The sequence below is a fragment of the Massilia sp. PWRC2 genome, assembly GCF_049896725.1.
In the GTDB taxonomy this organism is placed as follows: domain Bacteria; phylum Pseudomonadota; class Gammaproteobacteria; order Burkholderiales; family Burkholderiaceae_D; genus JAFCUW01.
The window spans coordinates 260,592-286,798 of record NZ_JAFCUW010000001.1 but is presented as its reverse complement, the minus strand read 5'-3'; the positions used below and the strand labels follow the sequence as shown (position 1 = coordinate 286,798).

General features: G+C 62.3%; 22 protein-coding genes, 1 tRNA gene and 1 pseudogene. 14 read left to right on the top strand and 10 right to left on the bottom strand.

What is annotated here, in order from left to right:
* Positions 1 to 78 precede the first annotated feature (78 nt).
* The 3 genes from mmsB to chvE all read right to left on the bottom strand — a co-directional run bounded on the left by mmsB (position 79) and on the right by chvE (position 4,041).
* Positions 79 to 1,305, bottom strand: coding sequence for a multiple monosaccharide ABC transporter permease (mmsB, locus tag ACP7BZ_RS01300; protein ID WP_426109835.1), 1,227 nt, complete (start codon positions 1,303 to 1,305; stop codon positions 79 to 81).
* Positions 1,298 to 2,839: a multiple monosaccharide ABC transporter ATP-binding protein gene (gene mmsA / locus ACP7BZ_RS01295; protein ID WP_426109834.1), complete on the bottom strand. Its 1,542-nt coding sequence runs from the start codon at positions 2,837 to 2,839 to the stop codon at positions 1,298 to 1,300. The genes mmsB and mmsA overlap by 8 nt, the downstream gene beginning before the upstream one ends.
* Positions 2,840 to 2,973: 134 nt before the next feature.
* Entirely contained in the window at positions 2,974 to 4,041 is a 1,068-nt protein-coding gene (gene chvE / locus ACP7BZ_RS01290; protein WP_426109833.1) for a multiple monosaccharide ABC transporter substrate-binding protein, read from the bottom strand.
* A gap of 394 nt (positions 4,042 to 4,435) precedes the next feature.
* On the opposite strand from chvE, the gene ACP7BZ_RS01285 reads away from it, so the two are divergent.
* From ACP7BZ_RS01285 to ACP7BZ_RS01265, 5 genes are all read left to right on the top strand, one after another.
* A complete protein-coding gene (locus ACP7BZ_RS01285) occupies positions 4,436 to 6,184 on the top strand; it encodes an IlvD/Edd family dehydratase (RefSeq protein ID WP_426109832.1) in 1,749 nt (582 codons plus the stop codon).
* A 67-nt stretch (positions 6,185 to 6,251) separates the two neighbouring features.
* A complete protein-coding gene (gene araD1 / locus ACP7BZ_RS01280; RefSeq protein WP_426109831.1) occupies positions 6,252 to 7,247 on the top strand; it encodes an AraD1 family protein in 996 nt (331 codons plus the stop codon).
* Positions 7,248 to 7,258: 11 nt separating this feature from the next.
* Entirely contained in the window at positions 7,259 to 8,830 is a 1,572-nt protein-coding gene (locus ACP7BZ_RS01275) for an aldehyde dehydrogenase (NADP(+)) (RefSeq protein ID WP_426109830.1), read from the top strand.
* A gap of 27 nt (positions 8,831 to 8,857) precedes the next feature.
* Entirely contained in the window at positions 8,858 to 9,634 is a 777-nt protein-coding gene (locus ACP7BZ_RS01270) for an SDR family NAD(P)-dependent oxidoreductase (RefSeq protein ID WP_426109829.1), read from the top strand.
* A gap of 102 nt (positions 9,635 to 9,736) precedes the next feature.
* Positions 9,737 to 11,005, top strand: coding sequence for a maltoporin (locus ACP7BZ_RS01265; protein WP_426109828.1), 1,269 nt, complete (start codon positions 9,737 to 9,739; stop codon positions 11,003 to 11,005).
* Between the two features lie 102 nt (positions 11,006 to 11,107).
* Here the strand turns inward: ACP7BZ_RS01265 and ACP7BZ_RS01260 are convergent, their stop codons facing one another.
* On the bottom strand, positions 11,108 to 12,079 hold the full coding sequence (locus tag ACP7BZ_RS01260; protein ID WP_426109827.1) for a LysR family transcriptional regulator: 972 nt from the start codon (positions 12,077 to 12,079) through the stop codon (positions 11,108 to 11,110).
* A gap of 122 nt (positions 12,080 to 12,201) precedes the next feature.
* Between ACP7BZ_RS01260 and ACP7BZ_RS01255 the strand changes: the two genes are divergently transcribed.
* The 6 genes from ACP7BZ_RS01255 (at position 12,202) to ACP7BZ_RS01230 (ending at position 17,630) form a co-directional block, all read left to right on the top strand.
* Complete coding sequence (locus ACP7BZ_RS01255; RefSeq protein ID WP_426109826.1) at positions 12,202 to 13,230, top strand: 2-dehydro-3-deoxygalactonokinase; 1,029 nt, start codon at positions 12,202 to 12,204, stop codon at positions 13,228 to 13,230.
* 5 nt (positions 13,231 to 13,235) lie between these two features.
* Positions 13,236 to 14,972 (top strand): L-arabinonate dehydratase, encoded by a 1,737-nt coding sequence (gene araD / locus ACP7BZ_RS01250; RefSeq protein WP_426109825.1) that lies wholly within the window; start codon positions 13,236 to 13,238, stop codon positions 14,970 to 14,972.
* A complete protein-coding gene (locus ACP7BZ_RS01245) occupies positions 14,972 to 15,871 on the top strand; it encodes an SMP-30/gluconolactonase/LRE family protein (protein ID WP_426109824.1) in 900 nt (299 codons plus the stop codon). Before araD ends, ACP7BZ_RS01245 begins: the two co-directional genes overlap by 1 nt.
* A gap of 14 nt (positions 15,872 to 15,885) precedes the next feature.
* Positions 15,886 to 16,551 (top strand): bifunctional 2-keto-4-hydroxyglutarate aldolase/2-keto-3-deoxy-6-phosphogluconate aldolase, encoded by a 666-nt coding sequence (locus ACP7BZ_RS01240; RefSeq protein ID WP_426109823.1) that lies wholly within the window; start codon positions 15,886 to 15,888, stop codon positions 16,549 to 16,551.
* Positions 16,548 to 17,477: an aldose 1-epimerase gene (locus ACP7BZ_RS01235; RefSeq protein WP_426109822.1), complete on the top strand. Its 930-nt coding sequence runs from the start codon at positions 16,548 to 16,550 to the stop codon at positions 17,475 to 17,477. Before ACP7BZ_RS01240 ends, ACP7BZ_RS01235 begins: the two co-directional genes overlap by 4 nt.
* Before the next feature lie 77 nt (positions 17,478 to 17,554).
* Positions 17,555 to 17,630 (top strand) — tRNA-Asn (locus tag ACP7BZ_RS01230).
* Positions 17,631 to 17,735: 105 nt separating this feature from the next.
* Here the strand turns inward: ACP7BZ_RS01230 and ACP7BZ_RS01225 are convergent.
* From ACP7BZ_RS01225 to tssE, 6 genes and pseudogenes are all read right to left on the bottom strand, one after another.
* On the bottom strand, positions 17,736 to 18,014 hold the full coding sequence (locus tag ACP7BZ_RS01225) for a PAAR domain-containing protein (RefSeq protein ID WP_426109821.1): 279 nt from the start codon (positions 18,012 to 18,014) through the stop codon (positions 17,736 to 17,738).
* 105 nt (positions 18,015 to 18,119) lie between these two features.
* Complete coding sequence (locus ACP7BZ_RS01220; protein ID WP_426109820.1) at positions 18,120 to 18,797, bottom strand: hypothetical protein; 678 nt, start codon at positions 18,795 to 18,797, stop codon at positions 18,120 to 18,122.
* A complete protein-coding gene (locus tag ACP7BZ_RS01215) occupies positions 18,794 to 20,281 on the bottom strand; it encodes a glycoside hydrolase family 19 protein (RefSeq protein ID WP_426109819.1) in 1,488 nt (495 codons plus the stop codon). Before ACP7BZ_RS01215 ends, ACP7BZ_RS01220 begins: the two co-directional genes overlap by 4 nt.
* Positions 20,282 to 20,346: 65 nt before the next feature.
* On the bottom strand, positions 20,347 to 20,892 hold the full coding sequence (locus ACP7BZ_RS01210; protein ID WP_426109818.1) for a hypothetical protein: 546 nt from the start codon (positions 20,890 to 20,892) through the stop codon (positions 20,347 to 20,349).
* Positions 20,856 to 22,697, bottom strand: a pseudogene (tssF, locus tag ACP7BZ_RS01205) (type VI secretion system baseplate subunit TssF). Before tssF ends, ACP7BZ_RS01210 begins: the two are co-directional and overlap by 37 nt.
* A 12-nt stretch (positions 22,698 to 22,709) precedes the next feature.
* Positions 22,710 to 23,189, bottom strand: a complete 480-nt coding sequence (gene tssE, locus ACP7BZ_RS01200; RefSeq protein WP_426109817.1) for a type VI secretion system baseplate subunit TssE — start codon at positions 23,187 to 23,189, stop codon at positions 22,710 to 22,712.
* Positions 23,190 to 23,386: 197 nt separating this feature from the next.
* On the opposite strand from tssE, the gene tssK reads away from it, so the two are divergent.
* From tssK to ACP7BZ_RS01185, 3 genes are all read left to right on the top strand, one after another.
* Positions 23,387 to 24,718, top strand: coding sequence for a type VI secretion system baseplate subunit TssK (gene tssK / locus ACP7BZ_RS01195; protein WP_426109816.1), 1,332 nt, complete (start codon positions 23,387 to 23,389; stop codon positions 24,716 to 24,718).
* A gap of 144 nt (positions 24,719 to 24,862) precedes the next feature.
* A complete protein-coding gene (locus tag ACP7BZ_RS01190; RefSeq protein WP_426109815.1) occupies positions 24,863 to 25,183 on the top strand; it encodes a hypothetical protein in 321 nt (106 codons plus the stop codon).
* A gap of 136 nt (positions 25,184 to 25,319) precedes the next feature.
* Entirely contained in the window at positions 25,320 to 26,180 is an 861-nt protein-coding gene (locus ACP7BZ_RS01185) for a hypothetical protein (protein WP_426109814.1), read from the top strand.
* The last annotated feature ends 27 nt before the right edge of the window (positions 26,181 to 26,207 follow it).

Here is a 26,207-nt window from a genome sequence, read left to right as displayed (position 1 = left end):
GCCACCTGCTGCACTGCTGAGGAAACTTGGGACAGGCACGGGTGCCTGTCCCATTTTTCTCAACGGCAGAACGCGCGCTTACTTGTTCTTGTTATACACATCCAAAAACACCGCCGCCAGCAACACCAGTCCCTTGATCACCTGCTGGTAATCGATGCCGATGCCCATGATCGACATGCCGTTATTCATCACCCCCATGATGAAGGCGCCGATCACCGCCCCCATCACCTTGCCAACCCCGCCCGAAGCGGAGGCGCCGCCGATAAAGCAGGCGGCAATCACGTCGAGCTCGAATCCGGTGCCCGCTTTTGGCGTGGCGGTGTTGAGCCGCGCGGCAAAGATCAGCCCCGCCAGCGCCGCCAGCACGCCCATGTTCACAAACGTGGCAAACGTCACGCGCTCGGTCTTGATGCCGGAGAGCTTGCTGGCCTTTTCGTTGCCACCGACGGCGTACACGCGGCGGCCGATGACGGTGCGGTTGGCCACAAAACTGTAGGCGACGATCAGCACCGCCATCACGATCAGCACGTTCGGCATGCCGCGGTAAGTCGCCAGCAGATAACTAAAGTAGACGATGACGGCAGCGAGCAGCGCATTCTTGCCGAGAAAAACGGCGAGCGGCTCATCCACCATGCCGTGCCGCGCCTGCTTGGCGCGCGCGCGGATATGCATGACGATAAACACGCACACCAGCGCCACGCCCACCAGTAGCGAGGTCAGGCGCAGGTCGCCCATGTTGATGGGATCGGCAATAAAGCCTGAACTCAAGCGCTGAAAGCCGGCCGGGAAGGGCCCCACCGACTGCCCCTGCAACAGCGCCAAGGTCAAGCCCTTGAACACCAGCATGCCGGCCAGGGTGACGATGAAGGAGGGGATGTGAAAGAAGGCCACAAAGTACCCCTGGGCGCCGCCGATGACGGCGCCAGCGAGCAGGCAGACGGCGCCGGCGGCGAGAAAATTCATGTCGTAGTTGACGATCAAGACGGCGGCGAGGGCGCCAATAAAACCGACCACCGAGCCGACCGACAGGTCGATGTGGCCAGCGACGATCACCATCAGCATGCCCAGCGCCATGATGACGACGTAACTGTTTTGCAAAATCAGATTGGTCAGATTGAGCGGCTGCATCAAGGTGCCATCGGTCATGAACTGGAAGAAGCCCATGATGATGACCAGCGAGAGCAGCATGCCGTAGTCGCGCAGGTGGTCCTTCAGAAAACTGGCGTTGCTGCGCGCAGGCGGCGTCGGTGGTGTGGCAGCGGCGAGTTCGACCGCATGCAAGTCTGCTTGCTTGTGTTTACCCATGATGCACTTCTCCATTCTTTACAATTGCCCGCATAATTTTTTCCTGGGTCGCCTCGGCGGCGCTGAACTGCGCCACCCAGCGCCCTTCGTTCATCACGTAGATGCGATCGCACATGCCCAGCAGCTCCGGCATCTCCGACGAAATCATCAGGATCCCTTTGCCTTCGGCGGCCAGCTCATTGATGATGGTGTAGATCTCGTACTTGGCACCCACATCGATGCCGCGGCTCGGTTCATCGAGGATCAGCAGGTCCGGTTTGGAGAACAGCCATTTGGCGATCACCACTTTTTGCTGGTTGCCGCCCGACAGGTTAACGGTCTTTTGCAGCACGCCGGCACTGCGGATGCGCAGCCGCGTGCGAAAGTCGCTGGCCACGCCCGCTTCGCGCTGCTCGTCGATCACCAGGCGCGTCGACACCCCAGGCAGATTGGCCAGGCTGACGTTTTTCTTGATGTCTTCATCGAGCACCAGGCCGAGCCCCTTGCGGTCTTCGGTGACGTAAGCAATGCCGTGAGCAATGGCTTTTTGCACGCTGCTGACGTCGATTTCCACGCCGTTTTTGAGCACCGTGCCGGTAATTTTCCGGCCGTACGAGCGGCCGAACAGGCTCATCGCCAGCTCGGTGCGGCCGGCGCCCATCAAGCCGGCAATGCCGACAATTTCTCCCTTGCCGACGTGCAGGTCGATACCCTTGATGACTTCGCGCCCGGCAATCTCGGGATGCTGCACGCGCCAGTTGCGCACGGCAAAAATGGTGTCGCCCACGGTGGAGACGCGGGGCGGATAGCGGTCGGCCATTTCGCGGCCCACCATGTGGGCAATGATGACGTCTTCGCTGATGGGGTGCTGGCGGCAGTCGAAGCTGTTGACCGTGTTGCCGTCGCGTAGCACGGTGATCGCATCGGCGACCTTGGCAATCTCGTTGAGCTTGTGGGAAATGAGGATCGAGGTGATCCCTTGCGCCTTCAAGTCCAGCAGCAGCTTGAGCAGGGCATCGCTGTCGCTCTCGTTGAGGCTGGCGGTCGGTTCGTCGAGGATCAGCAGTTTGACTTCTTTCGACAGCGCCTTGGCAATTTCGACCAGCTGCTGCTTGCCCACGCCCAGTTTGCTGACGATGGTGGCGGGCGCCTCCGCCAGGCCCACCTTGCGCAACAGTGCGCGGGTGCGCGCATTGGCCTGCTCCCAATCGATCACGCCGTGGCGGCTTTGCTCGTTTCCCAAAAAAATATTTTCAGCGATGGACAGCAGCGGCACCAGCGCCAGTTCCTGGTGGATGATGATGATGCCGACCGCTTCACTGTCGCTGATATCGCGGAAGTGCCGCTGTTCTCCCTGAAACAGGATCTCGCCCGAGTAGCTGCCGTGCGGATAGACGCCGCTGAGGACCTTCATCAGCGTCGACTTGCCGGCGCCATTCTCGCCGACGATGGCATGGATGTCGCCACTGCGTACCTGTAAATTGACCCGGTCGAGCGCGACGACGCCGGGAAAGGTCTTGCGTATCCCGCGCATGTCCAGGATGGTGTTGCCCATATCAACCTCGTCATTCTTGGCGCCGCCGGGCGATCGCCGCGAGGCTGCTAGGCGCGCCGTGTTGTGCAGGGGCGGCCGCGGCCCGGCCCCTTGTCAGGCGGCCAGGCCGTCGATGCTGCCCACCCCGTCAAAAATTACTTGAACTGTGCTTCGGTGTAATAGCCACTGTCGGTGACCAGCACTTTTTTCCAGTTGGAGATGTCCACGCTGACCGGTTTGAGCAGGTAGGATGGGACCACCTTGACGCCATTGTTATAGGTCTTGGTGTCGTTCACCGGCACTTGCTTGCCGGTCATCATGGCGTCGACCATATTGGCGGTGACCTTGGCCAGTTCGCGGGTGTCCTTGAAGATGGTCGAGCGCTGCTCGCCGCGCAGGATCGATTTGACCGAAGCGACTTCCGCATCCTGGCCCGTCACCACTGGCATCGGCATTTTCGGGGTGCCGTAGCCGACCCCTTTCAGCGACGACAGGATGCCGATCGACAAGCCGTCATACGGCGACAGTACGGCATCGACGCGGGCGCTGCCGTAGTTGGCGCTGAGCAGGTTGTCCATGCGGGCCTGGGCAACGGCGCCGTCCCAGCGCAGGGTGGCGACCTTGTCCATGCCCAGCTGCTTGCTGCGCACCACCAACTTGCCTTTGTCCATATACGGTTTGAGTACCGACATGGCGCCGTTATAGAAGAAGAAAGCGTTGTTGTCGTCGCCCGAGCCGCCGAACAGCTCGATGTTGAAGGGGCCCTTGCCCGCTTTCAGGTCGAGCGCTTTTTCGATGTACGACGCTTGCAGCACGCCGACCTGGAAGTTGTCGAAGGTGGCGTAGTAGTCGACGTTTTTCGAATTGCGGATGAGGCGGTCATACGAAATGATCTTGATGCCCTTGTCGTGGGCTTTTTGCAGCGCATCCGACAAGGTGGTGCCATCGATGGCGGCAATCACCAGCACCTTGACGCCCTTGGTGATCATGTTTTCAATCTGCGCCAGCTGGTTCGGGATGTCGTCGTCAGCGTATTGGAGGTCGGGCCTGTAACCCTTTTCCTTGAATACCTTGACCATATTGTTGCCATCATCAATCCAGCGCGCCGACGCCTTGGTGGGCATGGAAATGCCGATCTGGCCTTTGTCCTGCGCCAGCGCGGTGGCGCTGGCGCCCAGTGCGCCGACGGTCAACAGGCTTACCAACAGTGTCTTTATCTTCATCCTTCGTCTCCAGATCGTTGTTTGATTTTTTAAAGGCGTACGCCTGCGTCCGCTAAGGAGCTACCTGGCAGTGATGCCAGGACCCACATGCTGCTGGCAATATTAAAGTGGCTAAACATATCTAACTAATCACTTTTTTAAGTCATTTGATATTGAAATGCGTATGCAACGTAGCTGCACATCAGCAAACCATTCAAAATCACAATATTATGAGGCTCGCAACATCATGCCGTCCACCGGCGCCCTGATAGCTAGCTGCCGTATGTCAAAACGGATATCAAAGACCAAAAAAAATTGATTAGAAAGATATCGAGGCCGCATTTAGTATTCGTCAATTATTGCTGTAACGCTAAGGCACCTCGCCTGGCGACAAGTGGTACGTAGAGGAAGTGGCATGCAAGACGACAACAAAAAAAGGGCATTGCGTTCGACGCAATGGTTTGGCGCGCACGACAAAAATGGCTTCATGTACCGCAGCTGGATGAAGAACCAGGGCATCCCCGATCACGAGTTCGATGGCCGCCCCATCATCGGCATTTGCAATACCTGGTCGGAACTAACCCCGTGCAACGCCCACTTCCGCAAGATTGCCGAACACGTCAGGCGCGGCGTGCTCGAAGCCGGCGGTTTTCCTCTGGAGTTTCCGGTATTTTCCAGCGGCGAATCGAATCTGCGGCCCACCGCCATGCTCACGCGCAATCTGGCCAGCATGGATGTCGAAGAGTCGATTCGCGGCAATCCCATCGATGCGGTGGTGTTGCTGGTCGGCTGCGACAAGACCACCCCCGCCTTGTTGATGGGCGCGGCCAGCTGCGACGTGCCGACCATCGTCGTCAGTGGCGGCCCCATGCTCAATGGCAAGCACGAAGGCAAGGATATCGGTTCCGGCACCGCCGTCTGGCGGTTACACGAGCAGGTCAAGGCGGGCACCATCAGCATCCACCAGTTCATGTCGGCCGAGTCCGGCATGTCGCGATCGGCCGGCACCTGCAACACCATGGGCACCGCCTCGACCATGGCTTGCATGGCTGAAGCGCTCGGTACGTCGCTGCCGCACAACGCCGCCATTCCCGCCGTCGATGCGCGCCGTTACGTGCTGGCGCACATGTCGGGCATTCGCATCGTCGAGATGGTGCGCGAAGACTTGCGCCTGTCCAGGGTACTCACGCGCGCCGCCTTTGAAAACGCCATCCGCGTCAATGCCGCCATTGGCGGCTCGACCAATGCGGTGATCCATTTGAAGGCGATCGCCGGCCGCATCGGCGTCGAGCTGGCGCTGGAAGACTGGACGGCGATCGGCCGCGGCACCCCCACCATCGTCGACCTGATGCCGTCGGGACGCTTTTTGATGGAAGAATTTTATTACGCGGGCGGCTTGCCGGCGGTGCTGCGGCGGCTCGGCGAAGGCGACCTGCTGCCGCACAAGGATGCGCTGACCGTCAATGGCCGCAGCCTGTGGGACAACTGCCGCGAGGCGCCGTCGTACAACGATGACGTCATCCGCCCGCTCGAGCAGCCGCTGGTGGCCGATGGCGGCATGTGCATCTTGCGCGGCAACCTGGCGCCCCGTGGCGCCGTGCTCAAGCCATCGGCGGCCACGCCGGCGCTGATGCGCCATCGGGGGCGCGCGGTGGTGTTCGAAGATTTCGATGACTACAAGCGGCGCATCGTCGATCCGGCACTCGACGTCGATGCCAGTTGCGTGCTGGTGATGAAAAACTGCGGGCCGAAGGGCTATCCCGGCATGGCCGAGGTGGGCAATATGGGCTTGCCGCCGAAGCTGCTGGCGCAGGGCGTGACCGACATGGTGCGCATCTCGGACGCCCGCATGAGCGGCACCGCCTACGGCACCGTGGTGCTGCACGTGGCGCCCGAAGCGATGGCGGGCGGGCCACTGGGCATTGTCGAGAACGGTGACTGGATCGCCCTCGACTGCGAGGTCGGCAGCCTGCAGCTGGAAGTGGCCGATGCCGAGATCGCCGCCCGGCTCGAACGGCGCCGCGCCACTGGCAGCGCGCAGCCGGGCGCGGGCAGCGGCTACCAGCAACTGTATATCGATCACGTGCTGCAGGCCGACCAGGGCTGCGATTTCGATTTTCTGGTGGGCCGGCGCGGCGCCGCCGTGCCGCGCCATTCGCACTAGAGAAGCAGAAAAAACGCAGTAATAAAACAAACCGTATACGCGATTAAAACAACACGCTGGAGACGCCATGTTATTAGTACAGTTTATCGACGAGCAGGGGCAGCGCCGCGTCGGCGTGTTCGATGGCGCCGCGCACAGCCTGTGGGTGCTGGCGACCTATCCAACCACCTACGCACTGGCACAGGCGGCCATTGCGGCGGGGCGCTCACTGGCCGAACTGGCCACCAGTGCGCTCGATGGCAGCAGCGTCGATTACGCCGGTGTGGCCGCCGCCGGCCGGCTGCTGGCGCCGCTCGACCATGTCGATCCGGCCCACTGCTTCGTCACCGGCACGGGACTGACGCACCTGGGCAGCGCTGACACGCGCGACGCCATGCACCAGAAAATCGGCGGCGCTGTCGAAGCGCTCAGCGACAGCATGAAAATGTTCCGCCTGGGAGTAGAAGGCGGCAAGCCGGCCAGCGGCATCGGCGTGCAGCCCGAATGGTTTTACAAGGGCGACGGCTCGATTGTGCGCGCGGGCGAGCAGCCACTTACCATGCCGGCGTTTTCGCGCGATGGCGGCGAAGAGCCGGAGATCGCCGGGCTGTACCTGATCGGCGCCGAGGGCCAGCCTTACCGGCTCGGCTTTGCGCTGGCCAATGAATTTTCCGACCACGCCACCGAACGGCAAAACTATTTGTACCTGGCCCATTCGAAGCTGCGCCAGTGCGCGGTGGGGCCGGCCCTGCTGGTGGGCGACTTGCCGGCCCACGTGGCCGGCAGCTCGCGCGTGCGCGGCGCCGACGGCGTGGTGCGCTGGGAAAAACCGTTCGTCAGCGGCGAAGACAATATGTCGCACACGGTGGCCAATCTCGAGCACCACCATTTCAAATACGATCTGTTCCGCCGGCCGGGTGACGTCCACGTGCACTTTTTTGGCACTGCCACCCTCAGCTTTGCCGACGGCATCGTGGTCGCCCCCGGCGAGCGCTTTGAAATCGACGTCGCCGCCTTCGGCCCGCCGCTGCGCAACCCGCTGGCCATCGACGACAGCGCGGCCGTTGCCGTGCGCGCCTTATGAAAGGAGCCAGCATGGACATTCTCGGTGAAGTATTGATTGGCGGGCGCGGTGTGCGCGGCAGCGGCGCCCCATTGAGCGCCATTGCCGCCGCTGACGGCGTCCTGTTGAGCCCGATCTTTCACGGCGCCGGCGACGAACAGGTGGCGCTGGCCTGCGAGCTGGCGGGCGCTGCCTTCGACAGTTTTCGCGCGCGCCCCGACAGTGAACGCGCCGACCTGCTCGACGCCATCGGCGCGCAGATCATGGCGCTGGGCGATACCCTGGTCGAACGCGCCATGCAGGAAAGCGGCTTGCCGCAGGCGCGCATCGTCGGCGAGCGTGCACGCGCGGTGGGCCAGCTGCAACTGTTTGCCCGCCTGCTGCGCGACGGCTGGTGGCGCCAGGTGACCATTGATAGCGCCTTGCCCGAGCGCACGCCGCCGCGGCCCGATATCCGCATGGGGCAGATGCCGCTGGGACCGGTTGCGGTGTTTGGCGCCAGCAATTTCCCGCTGGCCTTTTCGGTGGCGGGCGGCGACACCGCCGCAGCGCTGGCGGCCGGTTGCCCGGTGCTGGTCAAGGGCCATCCGGCCCATCCCGGTACGGGCGAACTGATCGGCCGCGCGATCCAGCGCGCGCTGCTCGAGTGCGCCATGCCGGCCGCCGTGTTTGCATTGCTGCCGGGCGCCGCCAACGGCGTCGGCGAAGCGCTGGTGCGCCATCCGGCGGTGGCGGCGGTGGGTTTTACCGGTTCGCGCCAGGGCGGTCTGGCCCTGCTGCGCATCGCCCAGGCGCGGCCGCTGCCGATCCCCGTGTACGCCGAGATGAGTGCGATCAACCCGGTGTTCCTGTTGCCGCACGCGCTGGCGGCACGGGGCGATGCGCTGGCGCGTGATTTTGTGGCGTCGCTGACCATGGGTGTGGGCCAGTTTTGTACCAACCCGGGCCTGCTGCTGGGCCTGCGCGGTGATGCGTTCGAGCGCTTTGGCGCGGCCGCCCAGGCGGCGCTTGCGGCTTGCCCGACTGGCACCATGTTAAGTCCGGCGATTGGCGCCGCCTATGTGCGCGGCGTCGGCCAGCTGGCCGCTGCCAGCGGCGTGGCGGCGCTGGGGCAGGGCACGGCAAGCCCGGTGGCGGGGCAGGGCGCCTTATTTACCACCGACGCCGGTAACTTCCTGGCCAATGCCGCGCTGGGTGCCGAAGTATTCGGCCCGGCCGCGCTGCTGGTGGCCTGCGACGATATGGCGCAGATGCGCCAGGTCGCCGAGCACCTCGAAGGGCAACTGACCGCCACCGTGCAGATGGACGCCGACGATTACGACAGCGCGCGCGCGCTGCTGCCGGTACTCGAGCGCAAAGTCGGGCGCATTCTCGCCAATGGTTTCCCCACCGGCGTCGAAGTGTCGACGGCGATGGTCCATGGCGGGCCGTTTCCGGCGACCGCCGATGGCCGCAGCACCTCGGTGGGCGCAGCTGCCATCTACCGCTTCGTGCGGCCGCTGGCCTACCAGAACCTGCCGCAGGAACTGCTGCCCGCGCCCCTGCGCGACGACGCCGAAATACCAGCCTGGCGCCGCCGCGACGGCGTGCTGACCCAGCAGTAAAAAAACGACAACCACAACGGAGCCTTAATGAATAAGGTAGCAACCATGGCCACCCATCACAGCCTCAGGGGCAAGCGGGTGTTCGTCACCGGCGGTGGCAGCGGTATCGGCGCCGCCATCGTCGAAGCGTTTGCCGCCCAGGGCGCGCAAGTCGCTTTTGTCGACATCGCCACCGCCGCCAGCGAAGCGCTGTGCGCCCGGCTGGCGGCGGCTGGCTTGCCGGCGCCGCTGTTTGCCCATTGCGACATCACCGACATCGGTGCCCTGCAGCGCGTGATGGCGGCACTGGCGGCGCAGGTCGGCGACTTCGATGTGCTGGTCAACAACGCCGCCAACGACCAGCGCCACAACGTTGCCGACGTCACTGTCGATGACTGGGACGAGCGCATCGCCGTCAACCAGCGTCCGATGTTCTTTACCTGCCAGTCGGTGCTGCCGGGCATGCAGAAAAAGGGCGGCGGCGCCATCATCAACCTCAGTTCGATTTCGTGGCACATCAAGGGGGCCGGCTACCCGGTCTATGCCACGGCGAAGGCGGCGGTGGTGGGCTTGACGCGTGGCCTGGCGCGCGAACTCGGTGCGCACGGCATCCGCGTCAACACCGTCACCCCCGGCTGGGTGATGACCGAGCGTCAGCTCGAGCTGTGGGTCGATGCCGAGGCGGAAATTGAAATCAACAAGAACCAGTGCCTGCCCGATCGCCTGATGCCCGGTCACATCGCCGCCATGGTGCTGTTTCTGGCGTCGGACGACGGCGCCATGTGCACGGCGCAAGAATTCGTGGTCGATGCCGGCTGGAGTTGATGGCCGGCCGCTGCAACAAGAATTTGGGCCGAAAGGGGAGTACCGGGCCCAAAAGCGGCGGGGATGCCGCGATTATTTTTTTATAAAACTGAGGAGACATGAATGATGAAGGCACGCTTAAAAAAATTGCCCGTCGCCCTGGCGATGTTCCTGGCGTTTACCAACGCCGGCGCCGCCACCGGTGCAGGTAACGATGCCGAGGGCTTTCACGGCTACGCCCGGGTGGGCGTGGGCACCAGTTCCACCCATGGTCCGCAAAGCTGCTACGGACTCGGTGGCAACACCATGAAATACCGCCTCGGCAATGAGTGCGATGCCTACCTCGAGGGCGGCTACACCGGCAACTTCGCCACCGTCGAAGGGGTCACTTACACCGGCACCATCTGGGTCAATACCTACAGCCCGAATTCGGATTTCGGCGACGCCAAGGTCGGCATCGTCAAGGCCTACGTGGAGGCAAAGAATATCGATGTCTTAAATGGCGGCACGGCCTGGATCGGCAAACGCTTCTATGTGCGTCCCGACATCCACATGCTCGACCTGCAGTACATCAATTTGAACGGCACCGGCGCCGGCGTCGACCAGGTCAAGCTCGGTCCCGGCCATTTCAGCTATGCCTTCTTCAAGGACAACGACGTCAATAACTTCGATCCGCTGACGGGCGCCTTCATCAACACCAGCGCGGCAATCCGCCAAAACTTCGTCTACCAGGATATTCCCGTCAATCCGGGTGGCACCATTGACCTCGTCACCAGCATCATCACCGCCCAGGGCAAGGAAGACCGCCACAACGGCTGGCAGGTATCGGCCTTCCACCGCCAGGACAAGGTGATGGGCAATGGCGGCAACACCTTCGGCGTGCAGTACGGCGTTGGCCCCGGCACCGGCATTGGCGTTGGCAATGACCGCATCGGCGCGGCCGGCAGTACCCTGCTCGGTTCGGACGTCACCCGCGCGCGCATTTTCAATGACCTGTGGGTGCAGCCCGCTGAAATGTTCGGCCTCGAGTTTGTCGCCCTGGCGCAGCGCGACAAGTCCGATGCCGGCGGTTCGTCGACCTGGACCACGCTGGGTGTGCGCCCCGTCTACGCGCTCACGCGCAACTTCAAGCTGGTGTTCGAACTGGGCACCGACCGCGTGACCGTGCCGAACGGCGGCCCCGCCCAGCGCCTGACCAAGCTGACCTTTGCACCGACCATTTCGGCCGGCCCTGGCCTGTTTTCGCGCCCTGAACTGCGTGCCTTCGTCACCTACGGCAAATGGAATGATGCGGCCACCGCGTCAGTCAATGCGGCCAACAACGCGGGACCGGTCTACAACAACCGCACCAGTGGGGCGTCGGCTGGCTTTCAGCTGGAAACCTGGTTTTAAGTTGCGCACTGTGTGGTTTGCGGGTGTGGTGACGCACCACCGGGACTGGCACCGCAGGGTGCCTGTCCCTTGAGTGCCTGACAGACTGTCAAGCGCAGCGGCCTACGACTGCGTCCGATACAGTTCAGCGCCGGCCGTGCGAATGGCGTCGAGCACCAGCGCCGCGCTCGGCGAGAGCAGGTGATTGCGCCGCGTGATGATGCCAAAGCCATCCATCTTGACCGGCACCTCGATTGGCACGATCGACAGGATGTTCAGCTGCGCATAGTAGCGCGCCACTTCGAGCGGCATCAGGTGCAGGCTGTCGGTGTGCAGCAGCAGCGACAGGATCAGCAGCAGGGCAGTGGTGTCGACGACGTTGTCGGGCGGCGCCAGGCCGGCGCTGCGGAACATCATGTCGCAGCGGTGCCGCAGCACGCTGCCGTTCGGTGGCAGCACCCAGGCGGCGCGGGCGATCGTCGCCAGGCTGAGGGCGTCGGCGTGTTCGAACGGGTGGCCGACGCGGGTCACCACGCAGACCGGCTCGTCGGCCAGTTCTTCGTATTGCAGTTCGGCGCCGCTGTCGTCTTCGAGGATGCGGGCGATGAGGAAATCGAGACTGCCGCGCTTGAGCCGCTCCAGCAAAATATTGCTGGTCTCGACTTCGACGCCGATGCGCATCTGCGGCGCCGCCTGTTTGACGCGGGCAATGGCGCGCGGCAGCAGTGCCATGCCGGGCGACATAATGGCGCCGATCGACACCTGGCCCGACAGGCCGGACTTGAGGGCGACGATGTCTTCATGCGCCAGCGACAGGCTGGTCAGCGCCATGCGGGCATGGCGGATCATGCTTTCGCCGTAAATGGTCGGCTCCATGCCGCGCGGCAAGCGCTCGAACAGCTTGACGTCGAGCATGTCTTCGAGGTCCTTGAGCTGCTTGGAGGCGGCCGGCTGCGTCATGTGCAGCTCGTCGGCAGCGCGGTGGATATTGCGCTGCTCGTCGAGGGCAATCAGCAGCAGCAGCTGGCGCGTTTTTAAACGGGCGCGCAGGAACCAGTTGGGATTGGTGTTTTGCGGGTTTATCGGGTTTATCATCAGTCAATCATATCAGAATTTACATACCGAAATCGGTATCAAAAACCAGAAATAACTTATTTGAAAGATATCTATACGCCTTTTATCATGGCGTTCCTGCTTGCCCCCTTGCCGTCATCACCATGCATACCGTCACCATTGATATGGGCACCACCAACACCCGCGCCAGCCTGTGGCGCGACGGTGTGCTGCTCACCCGCGGCGCCACCGCCATGGGCGTGCGCGATGCCGCCATCAGCGGCAGCAAGGATGGCTTGAAGCAGGCGCTGCGCGCCCTGATTGGCAGCGTGCGGGCCGAGGCGGGGATCGGCGCCGGCGAGATTGCGCTGGTGCTGGCGTCCGGCATGATCGGCGCCAGGGCAGGCCTGGCCGAGCTGCCGCACCTGCTGGCGCCGGCCGGTCTGGCCGAGCTGGCCGCCGGCATGCAGGCAGTGGCGCTGCCGGACGTTATCGACCAGCCCGTCTGGTGCATCCCTGGCGTGCGCAATCACGCGGGCGCAGTCGGCTTGCACAACCACGAGGCGATGGACATGGTGCGCGGCGAAGAGACCGAGATCATGGGCCTGCTGGCGCGCCTGCACCTCGATGAGCGCGCCATCATCGTGCTGCCCGGTTCACATACCAAGCTCGTAAGCGTCGATGAAGGGCAGCGCATCGCTGCTTGCGTCACCACCGTGGCGGGTGAATTGCTGCAGGCGATCAGCCAGCACACCCTGATCGCCGAATCGCTGGCCGGCGCATTTGCTCAGACGCTCCATCCTGAGCCCTTGCTGGCCGGTGCGGCGACGGCGCGCAAGGTGGGGCTGGCGCGGGCCTGTTTTAGCGTGCGCATTCTCGACCAGTTTAGCGACCGTGGCAGCAACCCGGGCAGTGCCGCCACGGCGCGCGATGCACGCGCCAGCTTTTTGCTGGGCGCCGTGCTGGCCGACGATGTGCTGGCGATGAAACACAGCAGCGCCATCCAGGCCCGCCCCGACAGCACCATCGTCATTTGCGGCAAGCCCATGCTGCGTGATGCGCTGGCCCTGCTGATCGAAGAAGACCATTATTTTTACGGTAAAAAAATCGTCGTCGACGATGCCCTACAAGCCGACATGGCGGCGGGCGGCGCCCTCGCGATTGCCGCCGCCCGCCACCTGATCCCTGGATAAAAATTATGACCGACAACAAAAACAACAAAAAAACGCCCTTGCGCTCGCAAGCCTGGTTCGGCGGCGACGACAAGGACAGTTTTATTCACCGCAGCTGGATGAAGAACCAGGGCCATCCGAACGACATGTTTGATGGCCGGCCCGTGATCGGCATCTGCAACACCTGGTCGGAATTAACGCCCTGCAATGGCCACTTCCGCGAACTGGCCGAGATGGTCAAGCGCGGTGTGCTCGAGGCGGGCGGCTTTCCCGTCGAGTTCCCCGCGATGTCGCTGGGCGAGACCAATCTGCGGCCGACGGCCATGCTGTTTCGCAATCTGGCCAGCATGGACGTGGAAGAATCGATCCGCGCCAATCCCATCGATGGCGTGGTGCTGCTGGTCGGTTGCGACAAGACCACGCCGGCGCTGCTGATGGGCGCGGCCAGCGTCGACTTGCCGACCATCGTGCTATCGGGCGGCCCCATGTTGAACGGCAATTACCGGGGCAAGCCGATCGGCTCCGGCACCGACGTCTGGAAGTTTTCTGAAAATGTGCGGGCCGGCACCATGAGCCTGTCGGACTTCAAGCAGGCCGAGTCGTGCATGTCGCGCTCGACGGGGCACTGCATGACCATGGGCACGGCCTCGACCATGGCCTGCATGGTCGAGGCGCTCGGCGTTGCCTTGCCCGGCAACGCTGCCATTCCCGCCGTCGATGCGCGCCGCAAGCTGCAGGCGCAGTTGACGGGACGGCGCATCGTCGCCATGGTGCAGGAAGACCTCAAGCTGTCGTCGATTCTGACGGCAGCGGCGTTTGAAAACGCCATCATGGTCAATGGCGCCGTCGGTGGTTCGACCAATGCGGTGGTGCATTTGCTGGCGATTGCCGGGCGCATCGGCATCGACCTCACGCTGGCCGACTGGGACCGGCTGGGCCGCGAGATCCCGTGCCTGCTCAACCTGATGCCGTCCGGTAAATACCTGATGGAAGACTTTTATTATGCGGGCGGACTGCCGGTGGTGATGCGCGAGCTGCTGGCCAGGCTGCACGGCGCGGCGCTCACCGTCACCGGCGCCAGCGTGGCAGAGAACGTCGCTGTTGCGGACAATTTCAACCCCGACGTGATTCACCCGCTGGCGGCGCCGTTCAAGGACAATGGCGGTATTGCCGTCTTGCGCGGCAACCTGTCGCCGCGCGGCGCCATCCTCAAGCCATCGGCGGCCGATCCGGCGCTGATGCAGCACCGCGGCCGCGCGGTGGTGTTTAGCAGCATCGAGCATTACCGGGCGCGCATCGATGATCCGGCGCTCGACATCGACGCCGACTCCATCATGGTGCTGCAAAACTGCGGGCCGCAGGGCTATCCCGGCATGGCCGAGGTGGGCAATATGGGGCTGCCCAAAAAGCTGCTGCAGCAGGGCGTGCGCGACATGGTGCGCATTTCCGACGCCCGCATGAGCGGCACCGCCTACGGCACCGTGGTGCTGCACGTGGCGCCGGAAGCGGCCATGGGCGGTCCGCTGGCGCTGGTGCAGGATGGCGACATGATCGAGCTCGATGTTGCCGGCCGCCGCCTGCACTTAGATGTTGCCGATGACGAGTTGGCGCGCCGCCGCGCACTGTGGCGCGCGCCCGAGCCCGCCATGCGCGGCGGCTACCAGTCCCTGTATATCAAGCACGTACAGCAGGCTGATCAGGGCGCCGACCTCGATTTCCTGGTCGGCTGTCGCGGTTCAAAGGTGCCACGGGAGTCGCACTGATGGCCGCCGCGCTGGCGCTGATGGTCGATGCGCGCAACGAGCTGGGCGAAGGGGTGCTGTGGTGCGAGCGCAGCGCGCGGGTGTTCTGGACCGATATCGAAGGGGCCCGTCTGCACAGCCATCACCCGCACAGTGGCGCCAGTGCCAGCTGGGCCATGCCGGAGCGGCTGGCCTGTTTTGCGCTGACCGTCGACGCCAATATTATTTTGCTGGGCCTGGCGTCGCAGCTGGCCTTGCTCGACTTGCGCACCGGCGCCGTCACCGCCCTGATGGCGGTCGAAGCGGCGCTGCCCACGCGTCTCAATGACGGCCGCTGTGACCGTCAGGGCCGTTTCGTGTTCGGCACCATGGACGAGAGCCCGGTGCGCACCGCCATCGGCAGTTTTTATCGCCTGCATGCCGATCTCAAGCTCGAGCGCCTGCCGCTGCCGCGCGTGGCGATCGCCAACAGCATCTGTTTTAGTGTCGATGGCAGCGTCATGTATTTTTGCGATACGGTGGAAAAAATCATTTATCGGTGGAATGGCTACGCCAGCGGCGACAGTGCCGACCTGAGCGTGTTCGCCGATGTACGGGGCAGCGCCGGCAGTCCCGATGGCTCGCTGATCGACGCCGATGACCAGTTATGGAATGCCGAATGGGGCGGTGGCCGCGTGGTCCGTTATGACCGCAGCGGCCGCGTTGAGCGCAGCCTGACGCTGCCAGCGTCACAGCCGAGCTGCCTGTGCCTGGGCGGGCCGCACCTGAATCAACTGTATGTCAGCAGTGCGTGGCAGCACATGAGTGCCGCCACGCGCGCGCGCGAGCCGGCAGCCGGTGGCCTGTTCCATGCCGATTTGGCGGGGTGGGCCGTGCGCGGTCTGGCAGAAGCGCGCTTTGGCGTTGCCGCCATCATTTAGAGACAGGAACAGCTATGCGAAAAATGCAATTACTCGACGCCTTGTTGCAACGCGCCATGGTGGCGATTGTGCGCGCCGATACGGCCGATGCCGCCCTGCGGCTGGCTGAAGCCTGCATCGCTGGCGGCATGACGGCGCTGGAAATCGCCTTTACCACGCCGGACACGCTGGCGGTGTTGCGCGCCCTGCATGCGCGCCACGGCGACGCGCTGCTGCTGGGCGCCGGCACCGTGCTCGACGCCGAAACGGCGCGCGCCGCCATTCTTGCCGGCGCCCGCATGATCATTGCGCCATCGGTCGACCTGGCCACCATCGCCCTGTGCCAGCGTTACCAGGTGTTGTCGATGCCGGGGGCGCTGTCGCCGACGGAAATTGTCAGCGCCATGCAGGCCGGTGCCGACATCGTCAAGATTTTTCCGGCCGAGATGTTCGGTCCCGCTTACATCAAAGCCGTGCGGGCGCCGCTGCCGCAGGCTGCCCTGATGCCGACCGGCGGCGTCACCGTCGACAACCTCGACCAGTGGTTTGCGCATGGCGCGGTGGCCGTCGGCATTGGCAGCAGCCTGACCGGTCCGGGCACCGACGGTGATGACGGCGCCGTGACCGCGCGTGCGCGGGCGTTTCAGGCGAAAATGGCGACGATCCGCGCCGCTGGCGGCGTCAATGGGGCTGCGTCATGACGGCCGGTGTGACCATCGGCCATGGCGAGCTGGTTCTGACGCTGGCGCCTGCCACCGGCGGCAGTGTTGCCGCCTTTTACAGTGAGCGCGCCGGCCGCCGCCACCACTGGCTGCGCCCGGCCAGCGCGGCCACCCTTGATGCAGGCGATCCGAACGGCATGGCCTGTTACCCGCTGATCCCGTTTTGCAACCGCATCCGCGACGGCCGCTTCGGCTTCATGGGGCGCACCATCGTGCTGCCGCCCAACGCGCTGCCGTCGCCCCACGTCTTGCATGGCGACGCCTGGCAACTGCCGTGGACCGTCACTGCCCACGACGCCAGTTCCGCCGTTCTGGTGCTGGATCACCCGCGCGCTGCCTGGCCGTGGTACTACCAAGCCGTCCAGCGCATCGAGCTGGACGGCGAGGGCGCCACCTTGAGCCTGCTGGTGCGCAATCTCGACAGCGAGCCGATGCCGCTGGGTCTGGGTTTTCACCCGTATTTCCCGCAGCGCGCCCGCGCGCGCCTGACGGCGCAGGCGGCCGCCATGTGGCACAGCGACAGCGAGCTGTTGCCCACCGGCCTGGCGGGCGCGCCCGTGCTGGCGCGTCTGCGTGATGGCGTGGCCGCCGCCGACCTGCTGCTTGACAATAACTTCACGGGCTGGGATGGCCACGCCCGCATTGATTTCGCTGCTGCCGCAGGCGCTCCGGCGCGCGCACTGACCTTGCGCGCCGAAGCGCCGCTTGATTACCTGGTGATTTATGCGCCGCTGGTATCGGATTACATCTGTGTCGAGCCGGTCAGCAACTGCACTGACTGGCCCAATTTCCCCGCGCAGGCCAGCGCCGATGTGGGCGGCGCCATCGTCGCGCCGGGCGACTGCGTGCGTGTGCAGATGCGTCTGCTGACCAGCTGGGAGGGCGAACAGGGCGGCATGGCATGAGCGCCAATGTTCTCATCGGAGAAATCTGCGGCAGCCCTCGCCATTTCTTGCCTGAGCGTATATAATATTTGCTCTTTTCCCTGATAGCTCAGTTGGTAGAGCGACGGACTGTTAATCCGCAGGTCCCTGGTTCGAGTCCAGGTCGGGGAGCCAGAATGTGAGGGCCACATCGCGCGATGTGGCCTTTTTTTTGCGCGCCCGCTGCGTGAAACTGCCCTGAATCCGCCAGCAGTCGGTCCCTACGACCTTCATGGCCCATCATTGTGCTGTTGCCGGCAGGCTGCCAATCAGTTTGCAGCCGCATTCCGTCACACAGCCCTCAACCGCGACCTGCACGCCATTGACGTCGACGGTGGGATGGGCCGTGACGATTTTGTTGACCCCATGCGGTTTTCCACCCGGGTAGAACAGCGGGCAGCTGACCTGATCGCCCAGTCTGGCGATTGCACGACCATGGATGGTGTGGACCGGCGAGCCGCTGATGACGGTGCCGCCGTGATCGGTTTTGTCGCCTACCGTGATGATTATCTTGGACATGTCTGCTCCTCGGACTAAGACAATGCTCGAAGATTGAATTTCTGTGTGTTCAATCAAGCGGCTATTTTCGTGAAATGCTGCTAAATCTGTCTCGGTTGTTCTTTGCTAATCTGGCATTCGAATTAAATATTCTTTTTGGCAAGATGAGATCGGTTGTAAGAATTCGGGGAAGAATATTACGTTGCGATCCTCTACCCAGATGCGATATGAAGTGGTTTTTAAGTAAAATTCGCATTCCTTATCATATATATTTAAAATAGCTTTACTGTCTTTAATCAAAGTTTCGGCCATTTCCTCGTTTAGCTGAATCAAATTATTATTAGTAAAAGCGCCGTTTGCAAGCTCGGCCTTCGGAAAAAGTATTTTAAATAAATTTTTTGGTTGAATTAAATTTCCGCTTATAAGAGAGAACACTCGTGCTTCCTTTGCAATGCTTGGGGATCCGGCGCACACGGTAAATTTTGAAAACACTACGCTCAAGTACTCCCGTGATCGAATGATTTTTTCAACAGCTAATTCGTATCCCCACGGGTGACCGTCGGCGGAGATACTGCATCGCTTTACCTCTCTTTCAAATTCAGTGGACATTGTCTTCAGTGCTGCGTTAACTTTTTTTATCGCCTTTGGATCAGCGTCTGCGATTTTTTCTACCAAAGCCGTTTGGATCGAAATATTTTTTGTTGCTTTAATTTTAATCGACTTAAAGGTTGCCGGTGAAACTGCAATGGACTCCGCCGATAAGAATAAGGCGCTCAACAGCGTCAATATTAATAATTTTTTCATAATATTTGTTTCTTTATGCGGTTTGTGAATTTTAGTCGCTCCGGGCCATTCGTGTCGCCACCGTTTATGGCGTAGGTCACGTTGGGGACATTGTCTGCATCCATAGCTGCTATGGTGGCTTTTCGAAACAAGGTGATATACCAGCAGCCTGAATCAATACAATTGAAAGTGGTTTCAATCAATCTCTCAGGTTTTTCCACTGGCGGATATCGTTTTGTCGTGTCCTGCTCCCATCCGATATCGAAATCAACGCCTTTTTTTAGCCATCCCTTGAAGCACCAGTACTCAGCATAGTTGTAGCGGCCGGTAAGTTGCTTAAAGCCACGACCTTTAAAGCGAGGACCGTCACCAGGTTGGCAGTTGCCCAGTTTCTTTGATTTTTCATAACCTGCTCCGGAAGCATCTTCTACCATCTTGTTAAGGCTCATACTTTCGATTGCGCCCTGTCCAAAAAAATGTGCTTGGCGAAGCCGTGAATTAACGCCGTAACGGTAAACGCATTTATTGATGTCAAGACGATATTTTTCGCGTATTTCGTCTGAAGTCCCATGGCTGATCTGCTCGCTCAAATTGCTTTTTTCAGGATAAATTAGTTGTAATTCATCTTTTGAGAGCCACAAGCATTTGGCGAGGTGCTCGATGAACTTGACCGGATGCGCATGCCACAGCGATGCCGGAGCAGGCAAACCAGGCACTTGCTCCCAAAAAGACAGTCGCTCGATATGCGCTGTTAGATTGGTAAACTGCTCCGCTGTCAATTTTGAGGCGCCGAAGTCCTCTTGCGTAACCCGCCCGAAGCGTTTCTGGCTACCCTGTTTGCTCCATTCCGTTGGGTGGCGTGCGATCAGGTGGCGAAGCTTGTCTTCAGTGTCTTCTCGGCCTGTCAGTTTCTTGTCAGCGCGATCCTGTTCGTATTTTTCAAACAGCTTCTGCATGCCATCGTCGTCGATAAACCCGTCTTGGCTGAAAGACCCTGTTTCTTCAAGTTTGAGGAAATCTCGCCAGTCAGCGTCACTGTAATAGTGAATTGCGGATTTTTCAGCCCAGTACAGATCGTTGGTCGCCGGGACATATACTTGCACCCATATTTTTTCGTTGACTTTTTCTTCACGAAATTCACCGGCTGTCATCCATAGATCGAGCGATGGGATCATTTTTGTGCCTGCCGCCAGAATAGTGTGATTCTTGACTGGATTTTTTTTGTAGCAACGCAGCTCTTTTCCATTCGCGAAGTAGTGGGTTTCCTTTATATTGATTTTTTTATTCTTTGGATGGGGTATGTCGATTTCAGAACTGGTCATCTGGTCGTCGCTCACCCAATATGATTTTTTATCAATGATGATTTTTTGAAAGCCATTGCCTGATCCGTCTTTGGCCGAGTTCAGCTGCTTGCCCGGATCGACAACGCTCGTCTCTGTGGGCAGCAGTTCATGGAAGACGTTTAGTTCGTTGGTCAGCACGCAGGCGCCCCAGACCGTTTTCATCGGGTTGTCCAGAAAAGTCACGTCATCGAAAAAAATCTCGAAATGGATGCCGCACGACGGTGTCGTCAGATTGTCCGGGATACTGCCGCAGTAGCCCAGGATGCCACCACGCTGAACGCGCGCATAGCGCTACCGCCATGACAAGCACCATCGGCGCTTGGCGCGACACATTCAAGGTGCGCCTTTGCTCCGGGTTTGCGCAGGAAATTGATCGCATTAGCGCTAGTCTTTCCCTTGACTTGCGCCCAAGCGTGCAGATGCATGTAAAGGGAATAAAAGGTGAGCGTTGCTGTGCCGAATGTGGTTTGGCCAAGCTTGGTTTTGTGCTTTAACAAAACGAAGCTGCGGGAGTATGGTGCTTTGTCGAAGTACGCATCGGTCGCATCGGTCTCGTCGTAGCGATAGGCCAGTAGTTCGCCGTCAGCGATCGCGCGGAGAGGGGCGGTTCGATCGCTCGGGATGACATCGCGAAAAGCGGCGTCGTATGACACGCCGCGCTGCTGCAGCGCGGCCAGCACGAGGTTGATGACCTGGGTGAACTTGAAACGCTGTGGCTGCGCCAGCAGGCGCGCGATCACAACAGTTTCAGGCTGCCGCTGTGTGGCTGGCATCGGATCAGTTCCTTTCCGCTGTGGTGTGACAGGATCACCAGTTCGACAAAGCTGTTGATGTGGACGGCCATGGCGAAAAACTGGTCGACCACTTGTGCAAACAGGTGCAGGCCGGTGCCGACAAAGGCATCTTCATCGATCGTCAAGCGGACCTCGCTGCCGTGCACCAGCGAGGTGCCGCGCTGGTGCCGGATCCATGCCGTGGCGTCGGTGCTGTCAACCGCAGCGATGCCGCTGATTTGCCGGCGCGACACGGGCGACTGCGTCAAGTCGTACAGGCCGAGTATTTCGCGCAGCGCTGCGCCGCCATCGTCGACCAGCGAATGGTGGTGCAAAGCCAGGTGTGAAATCAGGCGCCATTCGGTGTCGGCGCCGATGACCAGGCGCGCGGGCCGGGTCGGCCGGCGCAGGAAGCGGATCGGGTGATTCGCCGCGCCGCCAGAGACGAACAGGTCGCCATCACCATGCAAGGGCGCCAGCTTGATCGCACAGGGCAGATCGCGATTGGTGCAGGTCAGTTCAATCGACAGGGTGCTGCGGTCGATTGCCACTGCCGCCAAATGGGTGTCGACCAGGGTCAGCGTCTTTTCGTGGCCGGGGCTGCAGAGGGCCAGTGTTTCGTCATGGCGCATCAGTCAGTAGCGCCCGTGGTCTTCTTCCGGTCCTAGCTGGTGGTCGTGCTTGAGCGAATAGAAGGGCCGGAACTGGCTGATATAGGCATGATTCCCCGCTTGCTGCACCATGTGGACCTGGTCGACTGAGTAGACTTCAAACGCCTGCGGATAACTGCCGTGGGCGAGCACGGTGTAGTCGGCCGACAGCTGGTCCACTGAGATCGGCACGCCCGGCTGGCGAAACAGGTTGACCACCGGGGTGCAGCCTTGCAGCAAACTGGTGGACGACAGGCTGGCCAGCAAGCGCGCTTCTTCGCGGTGCGGCAGCAGGTCGGTCAGCACCAGGTGCAGTGTGAGCGTTGTCGCGCCGCTCGGTGCGCGCGCCAGCAGGCCGGCCAGGTCGACGTCGACAAAATTGAATTTCTCGGGGAAGGCGAAGTATTCGGCCAGTACCCGGTAAGCCACGTGCGACTGGGCGCCGAAGGGAATCAGGGCGTCGTCGTCGGCAAAGCCAACGGCAGACAGGGGCACGGTGGCCAGCCTGGCCCAGGGTCCGCTGTCTTCGTACTGTACAAAGGCGCAGGCCGTGCGCATGAACAGCGCGTCGCGCAAGGTGGCGCAAAATGATGGATCACCGTCGATATACAGGCGCGTTTTCGCCTGCGACCTCGACAGCGGCCCGCCCGCCTGGGCCGACGCCAACACCAGCGCAATCGAGGCCGTCGCACCGGGCGGCAGGCGGGTCGCTGGCGGCGCACCGACGACGGCATGAAAGTGCGCGCTGACCAGCACGATGGTCGCTGGCAGCACCTCGTAGACGGTGGTAAACGTGCAGGCGACGTCCTTGACCACGCGCGACTCGAGGCGGGTGCCGCGCGCGATGGCGACGGCAGCGCCAGCGGGCGCCGCCACGCGCACGATGGCGCACGAGGGAAACGGCCGCAGGTAATGGGGAAACAGCAGATTGAGCAGCGCCTCGGTGAACTGCGGATAGCCGTCATCGAGGCGCTTGGAGACGCGCGCGCACAACAGGGCGACGGCCTGGATCAGGCGCTCGACGTGCGGATCGTCGCAGGCCTCGCCACCGAGTTGCAGCCTGGCGGCCACCTTCGGATAGCGCTGGGCATACTCGCGGCACAGCGCGCGCAGGATGACCAGCTCGCGTTGATATTTGAGGAACAGGTCGTCCACCTTGCGTCCCCCTTAGCGCAGCTCTTCGATCGAATACTGCTGGAGCGACGGCCGAAACACGGCGTCGAACGTCAGTGCCGCATCATGCAGGCTGCCTTTCAGTTCGGCCGTGATGACGAATTCGATGCGGTTGATCGATCCTTTCTGGGGCCGCAGATCGACGCTCACCTTGTGCAGCCGCGGCTCGTGCCGTTCGATCGCCTGCCGCACGGCGCTGCAGATTTTTTGCTGGTCGCTGTCGCTCGTCATGCACAGGCCGGCAAAATCGATCAGGCCGTAGTTGACCACCGAGCCGGCGACCGCCGGATACGATTGCAAGGTATCGGCCTGCATGGCGCAGCGGGTGTTGAGCAGGGCGACCAGGTCGCGCATGATGCTGTGCCGGCAGGCGTCGCGCGCCTGCGCACGGGCGCGCTGGCGCGTTGTCGGTGCCGCTGCCGGCCCGTCTTCGTCAGCGAGGCGGTCGAACAGGCCGGGAGAGAAACTGCGCATGCCACACTCCTCGTGAGGGGCTCGATGGAGCCGCAGCGGCAATTATCAGCACTTGATTGCTAGCAAGTTTGCGATTGCGCAAAGGGCCGGGAATTCGTGCCAGGCGTGTGGCGGCTTGCGCCAGATCAAGCGGCGGTGGACAGCGCCGCATCATGCTCTGAGGAATCTGTGCAATCGGAAATTACAGGAGAGCAGCCATGCAAGCAGGGTCGAAACTATGTTGGTCGGAAGGATTGACGCTCAGCCCGCAGCATTTTCAGCTGCAGGACCGTTACCACGAAGCGCGCCTGCACACGGTCGCCTCGGCGCTGAACAGCCACTACTGGGGCGTGCGCTCGCTCCAGTGGAATGGCGAGGGACTGGGCCACGACAGCCTGCGCCTGGAAGCCATCTCGGTCATTTTCCCCGATGGCAGCATCTACGATGCCCCGGGCGCCGATCTGTTGCCCGAGGCATTCGACCTGTCATGCCTGCCGGCCGATACGCAAACCTTCACATTTTATCTGGCGCTGGCGGTGCTCAATCCGCACGGTGGCAATGCCGGCGGCGAAGGGCGCTACGTGCGGCACGACAGCGAGGCGCTCGACCTCTACAGCGAGGCGGTGCCGGCAGAGGTGCCGCTGCTGAAAAAACGCGCCCGCCTGCTGCTCGATGGCGCCGCGCGCGATCGACTCACCAGCGTCGCCGTGGTCAGGCTGCGCCGCACCGAGGATGGCGCGTTCGCCATCGATGAGGGTTTTTTTGCGCCCAGCGTGGCCGTGAGTGCCGCGCCAGGGTTGCGGCGCATGCTCGAGAACCTGATCAGCGCCCTGACCGCAAAAGTCGAGTCGCTCCGGCGCACCCACCGCAAGGCCACCGCCGACACCTATGAAATGTCGAAGGGCGATATGTCATCGTGGTGGATGCTCAATATCGTCAGCACGGCCAGCGTGTTGCTGACCCATATTGCCCGCTCGGCCGTCTATCATCCGCATGCCTTGTATGAACAGCTGCTGGCGCTGGCGGGCGGCTTGATGACGTTTTCCGACCGTTACAAGGCGGCCGATCTGCCGGCTTACCGCCACGATGCATTAGGCGATGTGTTTAGCGCCATCGATGCGCTGGTGCGCGAGCTGGTCGACACGGTTATCTCCACCAGGTATTTCATGATTGCACTGGTGGCCGATGCGCAGCGCCCGGCGTTCTACCGCGCCGTGCTCGATCCGGCCAAGGTGACCCGGGACACGCAACTGTGCCTGGCAGTGAGCGCCGACCTGCCGGCGCTCGACCTGGTGGCCGCCATGCCGCTCCGGCTGAAAGTGGCCAGCCCGGAAGACCTCGAAAAAATTCTGGGCGCGGCGCTGCCCGGTGTGCCGCTGATCCACATGCCGCAAGTGCCGGCGGCCGTGCCGGTGCGGCCCAACACCTATTATTTTTCGCTGTCGTCCAGAAATACCTTGTATGAACGGGCGCTGGCGCGGGGGACACTGGCGGCGTATGCCATGGATGGGATACCGGGGTTGCAGATGGAGTTGATTGCGATCATTTGAAGCTGGCACCCGCTTGATACCTCAGGCAGCCCGCGCGCCCCGCGCATGCCGGGCAAATTTCCTACAAACGAACGCTCGTTGCACTGACGGCCGTCGTCGCGCTTCCACGGCATGATTTTCTTCAATTGACTACCGGAGATCATCATGACATCGCCCAGCACCACCGCCTCGGTTGGCAACGGCGCCGACAACGACCGCAGCCCGCCATCGCAGCAAGACAGTGGCGGCAACGGTGGCGCCCAGCTCACCCAGAGCAATGCCCTCAGCGCGGGTGCGCAGTCGCAGTCGCAGTTGCCCGGCGCGCCGGCGCGCAAGGGCCAGTCCGGCGATGGACGTACCGATGCCACGGCGGCCAATCGCACGGCATCAGACACTGGTGGCGACCAGGCCGGCTCGACCGGCCACGGTCTGGGCGCCGCTGAAACGGGCGGCAACCAGGACGCATTCGACATGCCGAAAGCATAGTCTGCGGGGGCGACCTGCGCCTCGACGGCGCCGTTCTACCTCGGCCACGTAGCAGCGTGGCCTTTTTATTCCTTTGTTTATTGCAAACTTGCAAATAGGCGGCAACTGCGCCAAAATTTGTTCAAAGGAAAACATTATGCAAATAAAAGCAAAGCGCCTGCTTGTGCGCGTGGTGTTTGCTGCGACGGTGGTGGTTGTCGGTACGCTGGTGCGCCAGCGCAGCGTCGCCACCCACGCCACCGGCTGGCTGGCGGCGGGCTGGGTGTTGACGGCGCTGATGGTATGGCGGGTCGGCGTCGCCGTGCGGCGCGCTCTGCAGGGTGGCCGCCAGCACATGAAAGCGGGCGTCAATTTGGCCAGTATCGATGGCGCCGCCGCCGCCGCCATGCCGCCGTGCTTGCGTGGTCTGTACGCCATGGAAAAGCGCGCTTATCGTTTCGCCTGGCGCTCGCTCACCGCTGCGCCGGTGCGGCCGGCCGGGCCGTTTGGCGTCGCCGCCGGTCCCCTCGGCGGCAAGCGCACGGCGTCGCTGCTGTTGACGCTGGCCCTGTGCGCCGCGGCCGTCGGCTGGCGCTTGCCGCATCATGTGGCAGCGCGCTGGCCGCTGGCGGGCGCCTATCTGGCGCTGCTCGCTGCCGTGCTGTATGCGCTGGTGTGGATCGTTGGCGAGCGGCGCAGTCTGCACGAGGGCGGCCACCGCATTGCTGAAGGCACCCTGATGCTCGACCTCGGCTTGCGCGCCAGCGCCAGCGTGCCGCTGCGCGCCATCGACGCCTGTCTGGCCGTTGGCGGGCGCATCCGCCGCACCGACGCCCGCCGCCTGACGGCGGGCGAAGTAGCAACTGTGTCGATCGACGTTGGCCAGCCGTTCGAGGCCGTGATCTGCGGCACCCCGCAGCAACTCGCTGCCGGCCGCCTGTTGTTGTACGTCGACGACGCCGCCAGTTTTGTCGCCGCCGTCAACCGGGCGATGGCCGCCATCCGCCTGTCCGGCTGAGCGATTCAGCACCGCCGCGCCGGCTGG

Bases quoted from the DNA above. Each gene is read 5' to 3' on its own strand.
- mmsB (WP_426109835.1), bottom strand. From the start codon at position 1,305: ATGGGTAAACACAAGCAAGCAGACTTGCATGCGGTCGAACTCGCCGCT.
- araD (WP_426109825.1), top strand. From the start codon at position 13,236: ATGACCGACAACAAAAACAACAAAAAAACGCCCTTGCGCTCGCAAGCC.
- tssE (WP_426109817.1), bottom strand. From the start codon at position 23,189: ATGCGCAGTTTCTCTCCCGGCCTGTTCGACCGCCTCGCTGACGAAGAC.
- ACP7BZ_RS01190 (WP_426109815.1), top strand. From the start codon at position 24,863: ATGACATCGCCCAGCACCACCGCCTCGGTTGGCAACGGCGCCGACAAC.
- ACP7BZ_RS01235 (WP_426109822.1), top strand. From the start codon at position 16,548: ATGACGGCCGGTGTGACCATCGGCCATGGCGAGCTGGTTCTGACGCTG.
- ACP7BZ_RS01255 (WP_426109826.1), top strand. From the start codon at position 12,202: ATGCATACCGTCACCATTGATATGGGCACCACCAACACCCGCGCCAGC.
- ACP7BZ_RS01245 (WP_426109824.1), top strand. From the start codon at position 14,972: ATGGCCGCCGCGCTGGCGCTGATGGTCGATGCGCGCAACGAGCTGGGC.
- ACP7BZ_RS01260 (WP_426109827.1), bottom strand. From the start codon at position 12,079: ATGATAAACCCGATAAACCCGCAAAACACCAATCCCAACTGGTTCCTG.
- araD1 (WP_426109831.1), top strand. From the start codon at position 6,252: ATGTTATTAGTACAGTTTATCGACGAGCAGGGGCAGCGCCGCGTCGGC.
- ACP7BZ_RS01185 (WP_426109814.1), top strand. From the start codon at position 25,320: ATGCAAATAAAAGCAAAGCGCCTGCTTGTGCGCGTGGTGTTTGCTGCG.
- chvE (WP_426109833.1), bottom strand. From the start codon at position 4,041: ATGAAGATAAAGACACTGTTGGTAAGCCTGTTGACCGTCGGCGCACTG.
- tssK (WP_426109816.1), top strand. From the start codon at position 23,387: ATGCAAGCAGGGTCGAAACTATGTTGGTCGGAAGGATTGACGCTCAGC.
- ACP7BZ_RS01225 (WP_426109821.1), bottom strand. From the start codon at position 18,014: ATGTCCAAGATAATCATCACGGTAGGCGACAAAACCGATCACGGCGGC.
- ACP7BZ_RS01220 (WP_426109820.1), bottom strand. From the start codon at position 18,797: ATGAAAAAATTATTAATATTGACGCTGTTGAGCGCCTTATTCTTATCG.
- ACP7BZ_RS01210 (WP_426109818.1), bottom strand. From the start codon at position 20,892: ATGCCAGCCACACAGCGGCAGCCTGAAACTGTTGTGATCGCGCGCCTG.
- ACP7BZ_RS01215 (WP_426109819.1), bottom strand. From the start codon at position 20,281: ATGAAAACGGTCTGGGGCGCCTGCGTGCTGACCAACGAACTAAACGTC.
- ACP7BZ_RS01265 (WP_426109828.1), top strand. From the start codon at position 9,737: ATGATGAAGGCACGCTTAAAAAAATTGCCCGTCGCCCTGGCGATGTTC.
- ACP7BZ_RS01270 (WP_426109829.1), top strand. From the start codon at position 8,858: ATGAATAAGGTAGCAACCATGGCCACCCATCACAGCCTCAGGGGCAAG.
- mmsA (WP_426109834.1), bottom strand. From the start codon at position 2,839: ATGGGCAACACCATCCTGGACATGCGCGGGATACGCAAGACCTTTCCC.
- ACP7BZ_RS01275 (WP_426109830.1), top strand. From the start codon at position 7,259: ATGGACATTCTCGGTGAAGTATTGATTGGCGGGCGCGGTGTGCGCGGC.
- ACP7BZ_RS01240 (WP_426109823.1), top strand. From the start codon at position 15,886: ATGCGAAAAATGCAATTACTCGACGCCTTGTTGCAACGCGCCATGGTG.
- ACP7BZ_RS01285 (WP_426109832.1), top strand. From the start codon at position 4,436: ATGCAAGACGACAACAAAAAAAGGGCATTGCGTTCGACGCAATGGTTT.